This window comes from uncultured Kordia sp. (genome assembly GCF_947489565.1).
GTDB lineage: Bacteria > Bacteroidota > Bacteroidia > Flavobacteriales > Flavobacteriaceae > Kordia.
The window spans coordinates 44350-61037 of record NZ_CANLEA010000013.1 but is presented as its reverse complement, the minus strand read 5'-3'; the positions used below and the strand labels follow the sequence as shown (position 1 = coordinate 61037).

The 16688-nt window shown below is 34.4% G+C and carries 14 protein-coding genes; all 14 read right to left on the bottom strand.

Features of this window, described 5'->3' with window-relative positions; translation table 11 throughout:
* Positions 1-44 precede the first annotated feature (44 nt).
* Entirely contained in the window at positions 45-1637 is a 1593-nt protein-coding gene (locus tag Q0845_RS17640) for a hypothetical protein (protein WP_298516041.1), read from the bottom strand.
* Positions 1634-2590: a glycosyltransferase family 2 protein gene (locus tag Q0845_RS17635; protein ID WP_298516039.1), complete on the bottom strand. Its 957-nt coding sequence runs from the start codon at positions 2588-2590 to the stop codon at positions 1634-1636. The genes Q0845_RS17640 and Q0845_RS17635 overlap by 4 nt, the downstream gene beginning before the upstream one ends.
* Complete coding sequence (locus tag Q0845_RS17630; RefSeq protein ID WP_298516037.1) at positions 2587-3903, bottom strand: hypothetical protein; 1317 nt, start codon at positions 3901-3903, stop codon at positions 2587-2589. Before Q0845_RS17630 ends, Q0845_RS17635 begins: the two co-directional genes overlap by 4 nt.
* Positions 3904-4971, bottom strand: coding sequence for a glycosyltransferase family 4 protein (locus Q0845_RS17625; RefSeq protein ID WP_298516035.1), 1068 nt, complete (start codon positions 4969-4971; stop codon positions 3904-3906). It abuts the gene before it with no gap.
* Positions 4972-5354: 383 nt separating this feature from the next.
* Positions 5355-6404 (bottom strand): hypothetical protein, encoded by a 1050-nt coding sequence (locus Q0845_RS17620; protein WP_298516033.1) that lies wholly within the window; start codon positions 6402-6404, stop codon positions 5355-5357.
* The gene (locus Q0845_RS17615; RefSeq protein ID WP_298516031.1) at positions 6405-7520 is read right to left on the bottom strand and encodes a glycosyltransferase family 4 protein; all 1116 of its coding nucleotides are present in this window, start codon (positions 7518-7520) and stop codon (positions 6405-6407) included.
* 1 nt (position 7521) lies between these two features.
* Positions 7522-8301: an FkbM family methyltransferase gene (locus tag Q0845_RS17610; protein ID WP_298516029.1), complete on the bottom strand. Its 780-nt coding sequence runs from the start codon at positions 8299-8301 to the stop codon at positions 7522-7524.
* Positions 8298-9299 (bottom strand): glycosyltransferase, encoded by a 1002-nt coding sequence (locus Q0845_RS17605; protein WP_298516027.1) that lies wholly within the window; start codon positions 9297-9299, stop codon positions 8298-8300. Before Q0845_RS17605 ends, Q0845_RS17610 begins: the two co-directional genes overlap by 4 nt.
* Positions 9296-10441 (bottom strand): glycosyltransferase family 4 protein, encoded by a 1146-nt coding sequence (locus Q0845_RS17600; RefSeq protein WP_298516025.1) that lies wholly within the window; start codon positions 10439-10441, stop codon positions 9296-9298. Before Q0845_RS17600 ends, Q0845_RS17605 begins: the two co-directional genes overlap by 4 nt.
* Entirely contained in the window at positions 10441-11841 is a 1401-nt protein-coding gene (locus tag Q0845_RS17595; RefSeq protein ID WP_298516021.1) for a hypothetical protein, read from the bottom strand. Before Q0845_RS17595 ends, Q0845_RS17600 begins: the two co-directional genes overlap by 1 nt.
* On the bottom strand, positions 11826-13400 hold the full coding sequence (locus tag Q0845_RS17590; RefSeq protein ID WP_298516019.1) for a hypothetical protein: 1575 nt from the start codon (positions 13398-13400) through the stop codon (positions 11826-11828). The genes Q0845_RS17595 and Q0845_RS17590 overlap by 16 nt, the downstream gene beginning before the upstream one ends.
* On the bottom strand, positions 13397-14095 hold the full coding sequence (locus Q0845_RS17585) for an acylneuraminate cytidylyltransferase family protein (protein WP_298516017.1): 699 nt from the start codon (positions 14093-14095) through the stop codon (positions 13397-13399). Before Q0845_RS17585 ends, Q0845_RS17590 begins: the two co-directional genes overlap by 4 nt.
* 291 nt (positions 14096-14386) lie before the next feature.
* Positions 14387-15544, bottom strand: coding sequence for a UDP-N-acetylglucosamine 2-epimerase (gene neuC, locus Q0845_RS17580; protein ID WP_298516015.1), 1158 nt, complete (start codon positions 15542-15544; stop codon positions 14387-14389).
* A 60-nt stretch (positions 15545-15604) separates the two neighbouring features.
* Positions 15605-16687 carry a hypothetical protein gene (locus Q0845_RS17575; protein WP_298516013.1) on the bottom strand — a complete coding sequence of 361 codons (1083 nt, stop codon included), beginning with the start codon at positions 16685-16687 and terminating at the stop codon, positions 15605-15607.
* Between the last annotated feature and the right edge of the window lies 1 nt (position 16688).

The window sequence follows — 16688 nt, the reverse complement described above, 5'->3', positions numbered from 1 at the left end:
GGGTCTTTGATCTTAGGTGAATTCCAACACCTAACACCCAAAACCTAATTACCTATCTTATATAGTCGCCATCTTCCTTTTTGATGGATCAATTCAAATTCCGGTAAATCTATATAAATTAATACATATTCCACACCATAATCGCGTAAAAATTGATTCGATTCTAGTCGTGATAGTTTATTGTAATTTTGATAGTCTTGATACCATTGTACATAGCGTTTTGGATTTCCTTCTATCAACATATTCGCACCTTTACTATCTAATACAACCGAACGTTGTCCGCCTGAACGACCAATATCTGGTGCAAACAAAATAGCATCTTTTGGCGTGTTTTCTCGAATATAGATTAAAACATCATTCAAATCTTCACTTTCTTGACCGTTTACAATGTTTCCAACCGATAACGAATTTGGCAACACACGACGAACCATATCATTCGAAACAAACGGAATTTTATCAAATTCTTCATTTTTAGCAAACACTAAAAGCAATCCGTAGAATCCAAAAATATACGGAAAGACCTTTTGAAACGTTTGTTCTCTGCATAAAATATCCAATCCGAATAAAATGGCAAAGTAAAACGCTAAAATCAATAGCTTTTGCATGCGTACCAACTGAAACGACATTCTAATATTGAGATCAAACATAGCGTTTACAGCTAATTCAACATAGGTTGCTAAATTTGGAAGCAGCAATAATAATGCACTTAAAATGAGCAAATACTTGCCGCGAAGTCTATCTTTTGCAGTTCCTTTAAGGTTCGCAAATATGAAAAATGCAAACACTACCGAAAAGTAACTTATATATTTAACGGTCAACCATTCTTTCCAAAACGTCGTTGGTTCGGTTATAAAACTTGGATATTTTAATGCCAATGCATCTTTATAAAGTCCTAAATCATAATCCGCTTTTACAGAAACATTCGTCATGTAATTCATAAAAAACGGAAGCATTCCCACAAAAATAATTGCTAAAATGATCATGTTTTGTAGACTGAAAATTGCTTTGAGTTGTTTCTTTCCCAAATAGGAATGCACAGCGATGTATCCAACAAAAATTAAAATACCGCTCAAACCAGTAATCGGATGAAAATTAAACAACAATCCTATTAAAAATGCTGCGAGATACAGTTTTCTTTTGTTCGTAAAACTAATGAGCAAAAACGGCAATGGCATGATGGCGTAATACACAACACGCGGCAATAACGACCACATATCTGAGATTCCCCAATATTCAAAACCTGGCACCCAAATAATACCGCGCATAAAGACAGACACAAAAAGGGCAATCCAAAAGTTATTCGTAATTCGAAACAGTAAAAAATACCATAACATTCCAAAGAGAATGTGACAAATAAACGTTAGAATGTTTAATGCCTGTACATAATTCCCATCGGTAAAGTTTGCGAAGAAACGCAGCGTTTCTATATAAAAAGGCGTATAATATTTTACATTATCTAAATCATTAGCAAATGTATCATGCGGAAACATTGAAGGATCGTCCATTTTAAGACAAATCGGGATAATGTTGTGCAAATCAGAGCTTAAATGTGTTTCATTCGAAGACAAATTCCCCAAATAATACCCAAAAGCAATGCAAACATTCAATAGTATTACAAAGATGTGTTTGCGATTCATGATACTGATTTAGGCGCTTTTAAGATATCATATTGTATGGCTTGTAACAGCAATTGAAAACCGAGAATCAGCGAAACTGTAATCAACATAATAGTTCCTGTTGGTGTAAATTCTCCAATATTATAGTAGTGAATCCAATTGTAAATTCCGAAAACGACACCAAAAAGAAACATTGGCAAACCGAATAATAAATAAATGGACGCAATATTAAAATCGTAGATAAAATAGCTTTTAAAGATGCGTTTCCAGAAAGTTTTCGTCAATTTTGGAATAAAGATGAATGGAATCTTCCAGACTTTCATACTCGATTTTTCATCACCATAATTTGCAGGCATTGGTACATCTTTGATGCGTGCATCGTGAAAATACAATTCTGCAATGAGCGAAGATTCAAAATAATAATCGCGGTGAATGTTTTTGAAATCTAGTTTTTCTAATAATTCTACCTTCACAGCAAAGAAACCGTTGGTTGGATCAAAATTATTCCAATAACCAGAAGCTGCTTTTACTAAGAACGATAAACCAAGATTTCCAACTTTGCGTACAAACGGCATTTGTCGTAGTGCTTTAAAATCCTTGAAACGATTTCCTTTGGCGTATTCTGCCTTTTTCTCAATCAATGGTTGCAGTAAATCTGGAATGTATTTACTGTCCATTTGATCGTCTGCATCTACTTTGATGACATAATCCAGCTTCAATTCAATCGCTTTTTTAAAACCATTTTTCGTAGCGCCACCAACTCCAGAATTCTTTTCGTTTCTAACAATCACAATCCGATCGCTCGTTTCTGATTGTTGCACCAAACTATCGGGAATCGGTTCTTTTCCACAATCATCTACAATGATGATTTTCGTTATATATTCTGGCAACTTGCGCACTACATTTTCTATATGTTTTGCGGCGTTGTAATACGGAATGACGACTCCAATTGTATGTTCAGCAAAGTTTGTCATGTTTTTTTGTAATATCGAGGGCTTAGTAAAACTGCTGTTGCAAATAAAAATATGCCCAATATAGCAAAAACAGGTCGGTAAACATACAATTGTTCACCAAATAATAATGTTACCATTGTTGCTAATACAAGGCCTTTTAATACGATTCCTAATTGTTTGAAATGAGTAAATTGTAAACTAAAGTAACTTGTCAACCATTTTACATAGAAAAACAAGCCTAATAAACCGACTTCATTGATCAATGTTAGGTAGATATTGTGTGCCGAATTTCCGACCAAAATAAAGTTATTAAAGCCTGATCCAAAAGGAACTACATAAACATGTGTGAGTAAATAATCGACATACATGAGCGATAAATTTTTTCGTCCAGAACCTAAATCTTCATACAATTGATCTACATTTCCTTGCGCAATCAACGACGGATCTGAAATTTTACTGAATACACGACCGTTAATTACATTTTCAATCATAGTGAAAATTTCTGAATTGTACATAGAGACAATCATAAATCCTGCACCTAAAATGACCGACATATAAATAAATTTTCCTGTAGAACGGAAAAAGAAATACACTAAAAAGACCAATAATCCTACATAACTTGTTCTGGAACCACTCAATCCCAAAGCAATCATGGCAAAGAGAATTCCTGCCAAAAGCATGATTTTACTAATCCGTAATTCTTTCTGTAAAAAAAGTCCAATAAACGTGACTAACGAAATATACATCACCATTCCCAAAACGATCTTATTTGGTCCTAAAATACCCGAAAGAAATCCTCCATAAGCTTTTCTATCCAAATCACTCCACAAATACGGAACTATTCCAAAGTGCTGAAATAACACTACTAGCGCGGCAATAATGACCATGATAATGTACAGATAGACAAACTGTTTCAAGATTTTTCCACGGCGCATTAAAATCAAAAAGAACACAAAAGAAAAATAGAATATCAAGAAATGATACATAAACAGTGTGGTTCGTAAAATCCATGTCAAACGTCCGTTTAGGTAACTAATAAAAAAGGTAAATATCATCATGAACATACTCCATCGGATGAATGTCCACAAGTAATACATGTACTTTTCGTTATTGATAAACATGAGCAAAAAAGTACGGTTTTGGTAGAACTGATATAAAACCAGCATTCCTACAAAATCGTATAAACGCAACTCATTATTTCCAGTAATACTGTAATTGAATACTGCCAAATTGTAGAAATACGAAATCAGAATTAGGAACAGCGTCAACTTGAGGAAGGTTGATTTCCCAAGCTTTTGCATCTGCTTTTCCATATATTCTGCGCGTGTTGCCATTTACAATTCGTTGTAAAAATTGATCAGTTGTTGTATGATTGCTTTTTGTGCAAAATTTTCTTGTATGTGTGCGTGTAAATTTTCCGCTTTCGCGAGTCGTTCCAGTTGATTTCCCATTAATAATTCCAATTTTTCAGCAAACTGTGTTGCATCATTTGGCGGTACGATATAGCCTTTCGTTTCGTCGGAAACAACTCGGTTGCATTCGCCAACATCAGTGGTGAGAACGGCCAATTCATGCAACCCATATTCTAAGAGCGCAATAGGCAAACCTTCTGATTTTGAAGATAGTACACCAACATGACACTGATTCAATATGTGCGACACATCTTCTCGACTTCCATACACAAATACTTTTCCGCTTAACTCATGATCGTGAATATACAACTTGATTTGTCGCGAATAATCATCTTCAAAGTCTTTTCCAACCAAATGCAATGTCCAATCCTCTTTTTGAACCGCTTTAAAAGCTTGCAATAACAATAAATGATCTTTTTGCGGACGTAAATTTGCCAAACATATAATTCGTTTTCCGTTCACTCCGTGCAATTGTGTCGCTGCTTTGACGGTTTCACTCTTTACAGGAAAATTTGATAAATACACAACTCTGGAAACTGCTAAATTATTTTCAGCCCAATCTTTCAATCGTTGATTTACAGAAATCACACCGCTCATAGCATACGAAGCCATTTTGATTACAAAAGACTTTCGTTCTTTTAAAAACTCACTATTCCCATAATGATCGTGCCAAACCATTTTGAATTTCGGGTAGATCAATTTTGTCAAAAACACGATAAAAAACGAAGTCGCATGTGCATGTACAATCTTGATCTCGTTTTCCTTGATAAATGCTTTCAATCGCTTGATTGCTCCAAAATCCAATGTCCTTTTTCGATTCAAAAACAAATAACCAACTTCTTCCGAAACCTGATTTTTCAACACACCTTCTTTACGCGTTACACACAAAAAAGAAGCTTCTACTTCCGTTGTCAAAGCGTTTGCATACGTAACGGCTAGTTTTTCGGCACCGCCAGTATCTAAGGTATCTATGACTTGAAGGGTTTTCATTTGTTGGGTTTTGGGTTTTTAAATGTAGTGTTTCAATTTAAAATTCAAAATTTAGCATTTAACATTTTGACTTCTTTGTTTGTTTGTTGATTTGTTGATTTGTTTGTTTGTTGATTTGTCTTTTTGTTATTTGTTTTACTCTTTCCGTCAGTTCGAGTGAATTTGCAAAGCAAATTTGTATCGAGAACTACTACAACATACTATAAACTCTTCAATTTCAAAGCTATTCTCGATACTAAATTCTTTCAGAATTTCACTCGAACTGACGTTTTGAACAATTTATACTTTGAAACTTCTCAATGCTCACTACTAACATCTCAAAACTAGTTTACAATCATTATTCAAAAATATCTCGACTGCGCTCGATATGACAATTTGAGCACTTATATTTTATCTTTCATCAACAGATCATGAATGCGTTCAAAAAAACTCGTAAGCGTTAGATATTCTTCCCAAAGCTTTCTATTTGCTTGTTGTATTTCTTCAAATTTTTCTTGTGTTAGGTTTTTATGAAATTCAACCAATCGCGCTTCCATTTCCTGTTCTTTTCCTTGCGGAATTCGAATGCAATGTTGCGTCCAATCAATGATTCCTTCTAGTGGCAACAAACAATCGGTATCAATCAGCACAGGAATTCTTCCCATCGCTAAGGTTTGATAAAAACGTACTGAAAAGTTTCCTGCTCCGCGCAAATTGAAAATATAATCTGAATCGTTGATATTTTCATAAAACTCATACGTTGTCTTGTCTACCGAACGATTTGTACGCACACCAGCACGGTAACGCTCACGATAAATGATATTCGTTTTAATGTCTTTATGTTTCTCTAATCGCTTTAAATATTTGTAACGCATAAACGGCGCTGCATACCATTGTTGTGGCTCTAAACGTGTTTTTCCTAGATGAAATTTTAGATTTCTATATACAATCAAACCAACATCTTTTGCTGCTTTTAAGAGATTTGGTGTTGCTTGTCCAACAAATCCAATCACAGGTTTTGCTGCTTTTACACGAACTTGATGATTTTCTTTTTCGATATAATGCACCAACGGATCTTTAAAAAATGCAGGAAATGAAATTTGATTTTTAAGTTTTTTGCTCTTGTAACCACTATTTCGAAACACATACACATCTTTATTTGTTGGCATGACACCTTGATCTCCAGAAATGTAGGTTAATACTTTTAAATTCTTTGCATGACATTCATCAATAAAATGCTCTGCTTCTGTTTGTAAATTTTTATTCAAATAGTAATTCCACGAAAATGGTAAAAACGCTACTTCCGCTTCGTCGATAGCGTCTACCAATTGATAATAGTTTTTGACTTCAGGAAATTCATTGCGTTCATCGAACAATAAGGCATAAATCAACGGAAACTTCTCTCCTTTCGGATGTTTCTCAATGAATTTTCTATCTGTGTACACATTCAGCATTTAGAGCAATGATTTAATTTCGTTTTCAAAAGTGTCAAGCGTATAAATTCTACTCCATTCAATCGCTTTGTCAACCTTTTCTTGATATTTTCTTGGTGATTGTAATACGTTTTCTATCGCTTCTACGGCAGTGGAAACATTCGGTTCAATCAAAATTCCGCGATTTCCTTCATCCAACATATATGGAACACAGGAAATTTTGGTGACAATTGGCAAGCTTCCCCAAAACATAGCTTCTGCCACGACTTTTGGCCAACCTTCTGATTTGGATGGAAGCATCATAAAATGTGCTGTTTTATGAACTTCTTTGACTTCTTCAGCAGTTACATTTCCATGCAACGTAATGAATTCTTTCAATTGATTCTCTGCAATATACGTTTCTAATTCTTCTCGCTTTGCGCCATCTCCGAACACGTCTAAACGCACATTATGGTTACGTTTACGTAGTTCTTCTACAATTTGAATAGTCAACAACGGACGTTTCCCAGGAGCTAACGAACCCACAAAACTGAAACGAATCGTGTTCTTCAAAGTACGTTTCAAAACTTCTCCTTTATCACTGTCTCTGTACGTTGCCGTGAAAAATGATTTAATATTTTTTGTTTGATTTTTCCAATCGCCATACACCAAAACGTTCATTTTTTTGGTTAAAAATGTATTGGAAAGTATTCTTTTTTGCAGTCTATAACTTAGTGGTTGCTTGCTCTTTGGATCCCAATTTCCAGCATATTTCGCTGTTTTGGTCTTCGACGGAAAGAAAATTTGTGCAATACATCCTATCAATCCGATATTTCCAGGGCAACGCAAATGAATATGATCTGCTTTTCGCATTGCGCCAATAATTTTAAAGAAAATAACTGGCAGCACCAACAATGTTTTTAAGATTGATTTAATGCTTAGTAAATTAAACGCAGGAATCGATCTAAAATCTATATTGTCATGTTGATACGCAATATCAATCGGACGAATCTCTTTGTCTGCTAATAACGGCGCTACTATCGTGACTTTATCTACATACTTTAACCACAAGTTCATTTCTTTCACATACGGCGCGTACGCAAGATATTTTGCCTCTTTTTTGGCATGTAAAACGTGTGTGATAATTAGGAATTTCATATTAGGCAACGCTATTTCCTGCAAAGGTTATAACTTCTCCATCTTTGTAAAAAACAGTCTTATACGGATAGTTTTTTGCTTCAAAGAATGCTTCTACTTTTTTATAGGTTTGCTCCTCATTTACCCAATGATAGCTTGCAATAGCAAAATTTGGTTTAAACTTTTCAAGCACATCTACCAAACCATCCATGGCTTCTATTTCTGCTCCTTCAATGTCCATTTTAATAAAGTCCAAACGCGCTAATTTTTCTCTATTTTGGAAAGCATCAATTGTAATGGCATCTTTTAAAATCGCTTTGGCATTTTCAGGTTTGTAATGAATGGATGAAGAAACTGTCCCAGCTTCAAAGAATTCTAGTTTTGTATTTTCATTCCAAATCAATTCTTCTTGAATTTGAATATTTTTCACATCAGCATTCAGCGCAATATTCGCTTCCATTTCAGCAATATTGATTTTATCTGGCTCAAAGGCAAATACTTTTCCAGCAGGGCCTACTTTTTTCCCATAGTAAATAGATAAATACGCATGATTTGCGCCCGCATCAATGACTATATCATCATTTTTTACGGTGTAAAACGTCTCGTATCTATTGATATCCTTCACAACGTAATACATTGGGAGTTTTGTAGCAACTTCAATATTTCCGTCAAAAATTGTAGAATAACAACCGTTTTTACGCTTAAATTTTTCTTTTCGAACTTGATTAAAATACACTTCTTTCAGTGATTCTTTCAAGCCTTTTGAAGGCAATAGTTTGTATATTTTTTTGAGAAAACTCATCTTTCAATTCGGGGTTTTTGAAACCATAATGAAAACCAAGCAGCAAATCTGCCCATTGATTCCGTAAAGGCTTCCTTTTTTTTAGGCTGGGTAAATATATTTGTAAATCTGAGAAATGCCAAGAACAAAGTGGTTGTATTCCATTTTATTCTGGCTTTTAATGCTGGTTTTGGATATTTTACACGCCAAACGTACCAACCATTTTTGACGACCATTTTTCCATAATTATATTGATTCGGACGACCAGAAGCATCATGATGATGTTCCAATTGCGCCGCTGTGTTTACGTATAATTGCCCCAATTTAGAGACTCTAAGCGTAAAATCGGTGTCTTCATACAAACCATATCCATCGAAATAAGTAGAAAAATTGATTTGTTTGAAGATTTCATTTTTAAACGACGAAACGCCGCCCATAAAGACTTCCACAGGATATGTGTTTCCAGATGGAGGTAAAAATCCAACCGCTCTACCATGTGCAAACGTTGGCATAATACACGGTTTTGTATTGTCTAATAAACCTAGTTTTTTTCGCAATCTATAACGCTGCGATTCGTTTCGAAACCAACCATCATATACAAATGAATTCGCAGAAGGTTTCGTGTTTTCAGTAATCTTTATCCAACTAATTTCGTTTGTAATATAGCCACCAACACCTAAAGCATTTGGATAGGTTTCGTACGTTTCAATAAGATTTTTGAAATAGTTGACATCTAAAATAGTATCATCATCCAAAAAACATACAATTTCGCTAGTTTCAGAAACATTTCTAATGCCAAAATTACGTTGTCTCGTTAAACCACGTTCTGAATCATTTACTTTGAAATAGATTAGATTTTTAAACGGATTTTGATCTAACATTTCTTTTGTTTCATCATTTCGAGAACCGTCTACAATGAGGATTTCATTTGGATGCAACGATTGCTTTACCACCGATTGCAATAGTGTTTGCAATGGTTTCGGGCGCATGTATGTACAAATGATCAATGTAAACTTCATGATGTTGCTGCTACTAAAGATTCATACACTGCTATATTTTGATCTGCTATTTTCATAATGTCAAATCGTTTGATGGCTTCTTTTCGTGCTTTTTTTGCCATGTTTGAAGCTAATTCTGGATTTGTTAATAACAGATTTATTTTTTCTGCAAATTCAACATGTGACTTCGGATTTACCAAAAAACCAGTTTCTCCATCTTCCACAATTTCTTTTGCCCAAGGATAATCAGTATTTACAAATGGTTTTTCTAGTGCCATCGCTTCAATCGTTACCATTCCGAAAGATTCTGCCAAGGAAGGAAATACACAAACATTGGCTTCATTGATGAGTTCTTTCATGCGATCGTAGTTGACAACTCCCAAATAGGTTACTTTTTGAGATGCTTCCGCAGATAGTATTTCTTTACAAATTTCCCAAGTCGAACGTTGTTCTTTCACATCTTTCGCATCATTTCCAACTAATACTAACTGACAATTGCTATTTTTTTGAATCAATTCATTGAAAATATGTGCGAGTTCTAAAATTCCTTTTTTCCTGATTAAGGTTCCGAAATATAGAATTACACCTTCTTTTTGTTTCGTTACATCAGATTGAAAATCATCTATATAAATTCCATTCGGAATTACCGTAATGTCTTTATTTGAAGTGAATAATGAATTTGTCTTTTCTGCCACAAACTGACTCACTGCAATGATTTTATCTGCCTTTTGATAAGCTTTTTGTTCACGATTAAAATTCGCTTGTTTGATCTCTCTTCCTTCCAAATGACAGAAAAACGTATCACTTCCGTGCAAACGCATCACTTGTGGAATAGAAAAGTTCATATTGGCCGTAATTCCTGTCCAATCCACCACTTCCAACACATCAATGTTATCTTTTTGAATGATTTTATTAATGTATTTGTTAATGATTCCTTCATTCAACTTCCATGTCAACACAGGATATTTTCGCAGTTTTATTTTGTGAATCGTAATGTCACCATCTTGAAATACTTCTTGTTGATCTTGAAAATAGGTAAACACTGTAATTTGCAAACCCTTGTCTACCAAAGCTTTGAGCAAGTTTTTCGTACTTGTCCCTATTCCCGCAGATTTCGGGAGCTTTTCATGTGGATATTCAGGAAGTAAGAAAGCGATATGCATTAACTCAATACGTTTTGAAAAGCGTGATACATTCTATCTTTAACTTCATTCAACGGATGTTTTGCAATACTTTTTGCCCAAGCTGAACGTTCCTCTCGATTTTGTTGTTCTAAGGTATCAAAATCTTGTAATATTTCCGCTAATGCTGCTGGTTTTCGCAACATGTGAACTGCTTCTGAATGCTTATCAAATGTCTTAAAGTGTACAAATTGATATAAACGATCGATATCAAAATCCTTATGGCCATTTGCTTGTTTGTAATAACAATAAAACGCTGGTTTTCCTAGTAGTATTGCGTCAAGCGCCATGGTAGAACCTATATTGAATATTGCATTACTGTAATATAATGTGCTGTATAAAACTCCTAAATTCGAGTTCACTGTATACGTTTTAGGTAACGGAAATTCTTCATGATTCCATGTGGGAATGATTTCCGTGATCACATCTTTATATTGTTCCAAAATTGGAATAAATCCTTGATTGTAATCTGCTGGATTGGCGCGTAAAATGACATGATATTGCGCTGAATTCGTTTGATTATGCTTTTTTACAGCTTCTGCCAAATCCTTTAGATACAATGGATCATCCATACCAATAGATGTAAAATTCCCTGAAAAGCAGAGCAATTTTTTATCCGTAGGCAAATTGTATGCTTTGTAGAACAATTCTTTTGGAATCAAATATTCAGACTTGGTATAACATACAAATTGTGGCGTTCCAGTAACCGTAATATTATTTTCTTTGACTTCATCGGGATAATACGCAGTCATTTCTTCTTTCATATAATCACTCCAAACCAAGTAATGATCGGCTTTGAGCATTTTATTTCCTTTCGGAAGATTGTCCCATGAGTGAATAAAACTCACCACAGGAATTCCCAAATCACGCGCAGCCAAAACTGGTGCTAATGACAAACTTGAAACCTGATGCGAACAATACATCATATCTGGCGTGTTTGACTTTAAATATGTCAAACATTCCTTATAATAGTTGGAATTTCGGGTCTGATTGAAAAATGAAGCTTCTAGTTTTTGAATTCCTTTTTTAGAAGCATAGAAACGTGATAGCACACTAATCAATCCAAATTTGAGCTTTTTCTTGAAATTGCTCTTTCCCGGCGCAACTCTGTATAATAAGTGCTTTTTCGTTGCTTGCGTTTTATCATTGTAACGCAAGGTAGATTTCGCTTTTAAATAGCGTAAAAAATCTGTTTTCCCTTTGTAATCAAACTCAGGAAGTTGTTGCGTTTGAATGTTTTTGGGTAATTTTTCCAATGCGGAAGACTTGACGTTGTGCCAAAGCAGCATGTCAATGTTTTCGGGAGTTTCAAAGAAATCACTTGCATAATGATTTTCAAAACTTTGGTATCCCACAAATATGGAAATTATCTTTTTTCGCATGGGGCAATCGCGTTATTGATATTGTCCGCAAATATAGCCATTGAAAGTATTCTGAAAAGAAAATAAACGCCTCTATTCGGACTTTTTTGTTGCTTTTTTGCCAAAGCCAGTACTTTCTTCGTGTCAAATACCGATTTTAACGCATCAATGTGCTTTTCTAAAAGTAAATATAACTTCTCTCCTATTTCGTTAGATATGCGATGATTCCAGTCCTGCACAGATACATCTGATTGGATTGGGTTTCTAAAAAAAGTTAGTAAATCTTGATTGGAATTATAGATAATTTCTTCGTGAATTTGATCGTTTTTGTAACGTTTATGCGGCAAATTATGTGTTTGTTTGATGAAATCTTCATGTAAAAACGGCGTGATTTTATTTCTAAAGACAGATAATATCTTGTGTCTGTTTCCAAAATTGCCTGGCAAACGTCCTTTTCTGTAAAAATTGACTAAGATTTCTGCATTCGAATTTCCTTCATAGTTTTTTGTGATTTCAGAAGAAACGTTTTCTGGATACGATTCCATAAACACATCATAATCAGCAATAAGTGTATCTGACAAAAACTCTTTTGGCGTCAAATAGTTGTGCAATGCTTTCGTGAGATTAGTAGCTGAAGGAAAAAACATGCGCACACATTCTCCTGCTTCTCCCATGACATAACTGTAATCGTTCGGAATTCCCTGATCGACAAATTTGAGCATATCTACATACGAAACCGTTCCTAAACCACCAGAAATACTGGCGATTTGCGTTGCGTAGTATTCAAATTCATTTTCATCACACAAAGTAGTGTGATCGTAAGAAACATCTAGTTTTACAGCAATTTCCTTTCCTTGCATGACATCTGCTGCATATACATTTCCAAAGTTTCCAGTTTTGATTTGTGCATTTCCTTCCTCAACTTGACTCAACAAAGTCAAACTATCTTTTCCTGCCGTAGCACCAAAAAATAGCTTTTCCGTCACATTCATTGCATTCTTTAGTGAAAATGATGGTTTTTCAGTTGAAAATTCAATCTGTAATTCTTTGGTTATATGTTCTAAATTTGACTCAAATACATGTAATTTTCCACCTTGAATTCGTGAAATTCCTTCGTATGGCAATGGAAAAGGTTGTACCTGATAACCAAATGCAAAATGTGCTTGCACACCAATTGTATCAAATGTTAATGGAACTTGAAATGTTGTGAAGTTTTGGAAGTTTAAAAAGAATTTTAAGCAATTTTCATTTATTAAATAAAAACTTCCATTCACACCATGTAAATCACTTACAATTAATAATTTATTATTTTTTTTATCATGAATAAAAATTTCAAAAACACTTCCTAAATATTGATATGTATTTTCTAGGATTTTATCGAAATCTTCATGTAACCTATTGACAAAATCTAGAATTTTTTCTTCCGTATGATCTGACGAATACCAAACAATTTCAAACAATTCACTGTCCAACCTATACAAATTGCTTCCTTGGTTTTCTTGTTTGAAGAGTTGTACAGCAAATCCGTTCTTATCAAAAGAAATGTGAAAGTTGGTTATGCTATGTTTTTCAAACTTCAAAGTGTAATCGTTTTTGCTAATTCCGTTGCTTTTTCCCAATCTTCTAGCGTATCAATATTCACGTAAAACTTCTCATCAGATACTATATACGCCAATGAACTTCCGTACAATGAGTTTTCCTGCATTAAGACATTCGTTTTTGTCATGTAAATACTTCCGTCTCTGTGATAAGCTTTTGGTAATTCTTGTCTTCTAGGAATGATATTTTTTTCACCTGTCGCAATCTCCAAAACACCATTTTCATTGGCTTCAAACGTCCAATGGGGATTGTATTGATGCGGAACTTCTAATACTGAAACCAACGAATCTGTTTGTTTTTCTTTGAATGTTTCTACTGCTCTGTCTAAAAATCCTTTTGGTCGGAATGGACTTGTTGGTTGCAATAAACAAATAGCATCAAAGTGTTTCCCTGCTTCTTTCAAGAATGAAACTGCATGTTGAATGACTGGTAATGTTGGTGTTGCGTCTTCTGCTAAGTGTTTTGGACGTACAAAAGGAACATTCGCACCAAGCGACTTCGCAATCGCAATGATTTCGGTATCATCCGTCGTCACCACAACTTCTGAAATGTATTTTGATTGCAAGGCAGCGTCAATACTGTATTGAATTAATGGTTTTCCATTGAGTAGTTTTTTGTTTTTCCCCGGAACACCTTTGCTTCCGCCTCTTGCTGGTATGACTGCGAGTATGTTCATTTTTTTGGTATTGGGTTTTTGGTTTTAGGTCGCCTTTAGCAAATGTATTGCTTCAATTTAACATTCAAAATTTATAATTCAACAATTTAACTTCGTTTGTTCGTTTTACTCTTACGTCAGTTCGAGTGGATTTGCAAAGCAAATTTGTATCGAGAACTACTTTGAAATCTAAACGTTTTTTATCATAGCTGTTCTCGATACAATTTTTCATTTCGTTTTACTCAATGTAAAATCACTCGAACTGACCTTTGGTATAATTTAAAATTCAGCATTCAACATTTAGCATTTCAATTAGTACATAATCGTTTTGTGAGCAATTAATTCTGTGTTTGCTAATGCTTCCGCGATTTGTTTTCCTGAGTTTCCATTTCCATAGATATGCTCTGAAAGTCTTCCTTTTTGACCAATTCGTTCTTGAATAGCCGCTATGATTGCATTGGTATCGTATTCTGCGTCAATGACATTTTTCCCGCGTTGACGGCGATTTTGACGTGTTCCAATGTTTACTGTCGGCACACCAATAAACGAACATTCACGAATTCCTACACTTGAATTTCCTACCAAACAATCACAGTTTTTCAGTAAGTGTAAAAAGTCGTTTGGCTCCATATTTTTGAAGAAACGAATATTATCTGGATTGAAATTTTCACGATAGTAACGAATTCCGTTCGAAGTTCCATCAGAACCTGCATCTACATTTGGCCAAAACCAAAACGTTGGAATGTTGAGCTCATGAATCGCTTTTAAAGTACATAATACGTCTTCTCTCGCCGATTTATACCGATTGGTTTCTGGATGCTGCATGACAACCAAATAACCGTTAGAAATATCTAAATCAGCTCCAACACCGCCATATTTTTTAATCGGATCAAATTCGTAATCGTTCGAGTCTAATACTTCTTTTGCAATGTCAATGGACGGACAACCTGTGTTGATTACATATTTTGGATCTTCTCCTAGTTTTATCACACGATCTTTCGCATCTTCAGAAGCCACTAAGTGCAAATCTGCCAATTTCGTATTCGCATGACGGACTTTTTCGTCTATATTTCCTGTAACTTCTCCTCCTTGAATATGCACCAATGGAATGTTTTGATACGCCGCCGCAATACTTGTAGCAATGGTTTCAAAACGATCTGCAATCGTAATTACCGCATCTGGTTTTAGATTGTAGAACACATTAGAAAGCTCCATTACACCTAAACCTGTGGTTTTTGCCATTGCGGTTGGATTTTCACCTTCCAACACCATAAATACCTTTTCATTGATCTTAAAACCATCTTTTTCAATAACATTAACAGCATTTCCATAACGACCTAACAAAGCAGAACCTGCTACCACAAGCTGTAATTCCAAGTCTGGATGCTCTTGAATCGCTTTGAGTGCAGTTTTGATTCTACTGTATGATGGTCGTGCGGTTACTACGGCACATATTTTTCTTTTGTTCATTTGTTGGGTGTTGGGTGTTGGGTTTTTGGTCTTTGGTGTTGGGTCTTGGGTCTTGGGTTTTTAGTTTAAATTTGTGAGTCTCCAACCTTTGTTGGGAATATAAATAATTTCTCCTAATTTCAGCCTTTTCACACTGGTAAGTAAGCCATCATAAATATATTCAATACGAAATTCATCTTCTGAAAAATAATACTCTTCTTTTCCTTGAAGTGCTTTTTTCCTCAAAATTTTACTAAAAGGCACCTTATCTAAGTCTTCATCTGACACCATTTTGTAGCTTGCTACAGTAGTATAAAAATCAATTCCACTGATATCATCAAATCTATCTTTTGTTAAAGGCTTTACATTTTCTTTAAATTCATGGATTCCCTTTGCAGGTGAACCACCATAATGTTGCCAAAGTTCAACAAATTCTTGTTCAGTAATATACATTTCCTGAATTTCCTTGTATTTTTTAGCTTTAAATGCCATGATTAAATTATAAACAAACGTCTTTATTCCTTCCGAATCATTTGATATAAATTCTCTTCTTTTATGAACAATATTTCCATTGATAAAAGTTGCTATTTCTTGCTCTTCTTCTTTAGAAAGTTTCGCATTTTTATATCTTTTAGCAAGGTTTAACAACAATTTGTATCCGCTTTTTGTCTTAGGGAAATCTGAAATAGAAAGATTCGCTTTTGCCAACCATTTAGCAAATTCAATTTGTTCATACGTTTGAAAAAATACACTATCATACACATAATACCATTCTTCTCCTTGTATTTTTTTGATTTTCCCATCAGAAAGAAAACACATTCCACTTACATTAAATGGTGCTATACCTAAAAGTGAATAATATTCATTCGTTGATGTGAAATAGAATTCTATATTTCCTTCAAATTCAGAAACTTCAATATCACTAATTTGAGTATTCCAAGTTTTAAATGATTCCAATCGTTTTAGAAATTTTTCACGAGTATTGAATGCAACAGAATCTTCTTCTACTACCAAAACATCTTCATGTAAATATTGAGATAAAGATGCTGTGTCTTGATTCGCTATTGATTTTAGAAATTTTTCGACAATTTCAGTATCATTTTGTGCATTTATAGTTTGCAAGCATAAAAGAACTACTAATAAATTCAGTATATTTTTTATCATA